The organism is Mucilaginibacter sp. (genome assembly GCF_036383575.1).
Classification (GTDB): Bacteria; Bacteroidota; Bacteroidia; order Sphingobacteriales; family Sphingobacteriaceae; genus Mucilaginibacter.
On the sequence record NZ_DASVOB010000482.1, the window covers coordinates 1 to 3,314 of the forward strand.

Annotated in this window: 2 protein-coding genes and 1 pseudogene; all 3 read left to right on the plus strand. The window is 45.6% G+C overall.

Features of this window, described 5'->3' with window-relative positions; all coding sequences use genetic code 11:
- Window positions 1-397 precede the first annotated feature (397 nt).
- Window positions 398-868, plus strand: a complete 471-nt coding sequence (locus VF500_RS17275) for a (2Fe-2S)-binding protein (protein WP_330860876.1) — start codon at window positions 398-400, stop codon at window positions 866-868.
- Window positions 865-3,012, plus strand: coding sequence for a xanthine dehydrogenase family protein molybdopterin-binding subunit (locus tag VF500_RS17280; RefSeq protein WP_330860877.1), 2,148 nt, complete (start codon window positions 865-867; stop codon window positions 3,010-3,012). The genes VF500_RS17275 and VF500_RS17280 overlap by 4 nt, the downstream gene beginning before the upstream one ends.
- Window positions 3,009-3,314: pseudogene (locus VF500_RS17285) on the plus strand (hypothetical protein); the annotation flags it as partial. The gene VF500_RS17280 and the pseudogene VF500_RS17285, both read left to right, overlap by 4 nt.

Here is a 3,314-nt window from a genome sequence, read left to right on the forward strand (position 1 = left end):
TCTATCTCTTTTATTAGTTGCTCCCGTAAATTGGCCGGAAGATGGCTGCGCTTGTCTTCTCGCACTACCCGTAATATCTCCTCGTTTTCCTTTTTCATACACCTTTTTTTGTGTATAGTTTTTTCCGGACGAGTCAAAATATTATCGACTAAATTTCAATTCATCAGTAACACAACACCAGGGGGCAATTTGATTTATGATACAGCCTCTTTATTTTTCGATCTTATTTTAGTATCCCCATTTTTCTTACTTCTCAATTGAGAAAAACCGGAACCACTCAATCAAAAAATATGTTTTATTCCTCAACTTTTAGTTTGATTTTTATATATAAATTTATACTGATTTACAGAATCTTATCTTTTATAGCGTACCAGTTCTCAAACTAAAACAATAGCATATGATAGCCATTACGATTAACGGACAGCATCGGGAGGTAGAAGCTGATCCGAATATGCCTTTATTGTGGGTCATTCGTGACCTTTTGGGACTAACCGGCACTAAGTTCGGATGTGGTGTCGCCCAATGTGGTGCGTGCACCGTTCATTTGAATGGAGAAGCTGTGCGCTCCTGCGTTACCAAAATCAGCCGGGCAGCAGGTCAACGCGTTACAACTATCGAAGGGCTGTCTGTAAACAATGACCATCCCCTGCAACAAGCATGGGCCGAGATGGATGTTCCTCAATGCGGCTATTGCCAATCCGGACAACTTATGTCTGCAGCAGTTTTGCTGCGGGAAAACTCAAATCCTACCGACCAGGATATTGATGATGCAATGTCAGGGAATATATGCAGGTGCGGCACCTATCCGCGGATCCGGGCTGCTATACATCAGGCTGCCCGTGCGCAGCAGGAAGGAGCCAAACCATGAACAGGCGTAATTTTATACAATCCGGTGCACTCCTTAGCGGGGGACTGCTCATTTCATTTACTATTCCCAAGGCCAACAAATTAGCTGCTCTTGCCGATACCAATGATTTAAGCGTATTCGCTCCTAATGCATTTTTAAACATAGGTACCGATAACAGTATCTCCGTTTACCTTAGTCACGTAGAAATGGGTCAGGGTATCTGGACTACTCTTCCTATGATGATCGCAGATGAGCTTGATGTGGATCTGAAGAAAATTAATATCAAACACGGCGGCGCGAATAAAGCCTTCAACCACGTTTTTTATGGTTTGCAAATTACCGGCGGCTCATCTACAACATGGTCTGAATTTGACAGGTATCGCAATGCAGGGGCTACAGCCCGGTCATTACTGGTACAAGCGGCTGCTACCCGTTCGGGACTAACAATTGAAAATTGCAAAACGGCAGACGGGGCGGTCATAGCCGGGAATAAACGATACACATACGGCGAATTGGCAAACGATGCTGCAAAGCTGCCCGTTCCTGCAAAAGTTACCTTAAAAGCACCAGAAGACTGGAATTATATAGGTAAAGGAACCAAACGGGTAGATTCATTTGCGAAGACTAACGGGTCCGCTCAATTTGGAATGGATATTCAGTTTCCCGGATTGCTGACAGCCGTTGTTGCACATGCACCTGTATTTGGTGGCAAAGTCGTATCGTTTGATGCATCTAAAGCTAAAGCTGTTCCGGGCGTTAAACAGGTAGTCCAGGTCCCTACCGGCATAGCGGTTATTGCCGATCATTTCTGGGCTGCGCAACAAGGCCGTAAAGCGTTAAAGATAACCTGGGACCATGGCATCGGAGTGCAGTTAAACACCGCAACTCAAACCGCCGCCTACCGTAAACTGGCTGCTACAAACGGCCTTCCGGTACAACAAAAAGGAGATGCAATATCAGCATTAAATACAGCGGCAAAAACAATCTCGGCAGAATACGTTTTTCCCTACCTGGCCCATGCCCCAATGGAACCGCTTAACTGCACCGTTAAGATTGAAAATGACAATTGTGAGATCTGGTGCGGAACGCAACTGCCCGGCGTTGATCAGGCGGCCGCAGCGAAAATCCTTGGGTTCAAACCCGATCAGGTTAAAATAAATATCCCTTTCCTCGGCGGCGGTTTTGGACGGCGCGCCACCCCGGCTTCTGATTTTGTATCAGAAGCTGTTCACATAGCCAAAGCATCCGGCAAATCTGTAAAAATGGTTTGGACCAGGGAAGATGATTTAAAAGGCGGGTATTACCGGCCATTTTATGTTCATAATGTCAAGATCGGTGTAGACAAAGAAGGCCTCCCTGTTGCCTGGAACCACAATATAGCAGGTCAGTCAATTATGGCTGATGCATCTGTACTTTTTGGCCCTGCGCCTGCAATAGATGATACGACCGTTGAAGGTGTAAAGGGTTCCCCTTATCTGGACGGGTTGGCAAACCATTTTGTCGGCCTGCACACTACGAAGGAAGTTGTTCCGGTTTTATGGTACAGATCTGTGGGCGGCACACATACCGGTTACGTTATGGAAACGCTTATCGATGAGCTGGCTCATAATGCGGGTCAGGACCCAGTGGCTTATCGCCGCAATCTCCTGAAAAATCATTCCCGACACCTTGCAGCACTTAACCTCGTGGCCGAAAAAGGTAACTGGAACCAGGCTTTACCCGCAGGAAGATTTAAAGGCGTGGCTGTTCACGAAGCTTTTGGCAGTGTGGTAGCCATTATTGCTGAGGTAAGCGTTGAAGATGGCATTGTAAAGGTTCATCAAGTGGATTGTGCTATTGATTGTGGGTTGGCGGTAAATCCAGAGGGCGTAAAATTACAAATGGAAAGCGGGATCATTTTCGGGATCTCTATGGCTGTATATGGTGATCTCACAATTGTTAACGGCCAACTGCAGCAAAGCAACTTTTACGATTACCGTATCACCAGGATGCATGAAGCCCCCAAGATCAATGTTTACATAGTTGACAGTAAAGAAAAAATGGGTGGAGCAGGCGAGTGCGCGGTACCTCCTACTGCACCTGCTGTAGCCAACGCCATTTTTGCTGCAACAGGGAAGCGCATTTACAATTTACCGATCATCAATAACCAACTTAAAAAGGCATGAAAAAGCTCGTAATCATTAATTTGATATTATTGGTATCCGGCTCTATATTACTTTCATTTAAGGAAACAGCTTTATCTGTTCCCGAGCGCGTGGTTTATAAAAAAGACAGCGTAGTATCGGTAAGAGCTTTCCAACAGGTTTATACTGTTTTAATGAGCGCCAGGTGTATGAACTGCCACCCGTCCGGTGATGTTCCCCTTCAGGGTGATGACAATCACTTACACACGATGCTTCCTAAAAGAGGTATTGACGGTAAGGGCGTTTATGCTATGAAATGCGCAAACTGTCATCAACCGACTAAT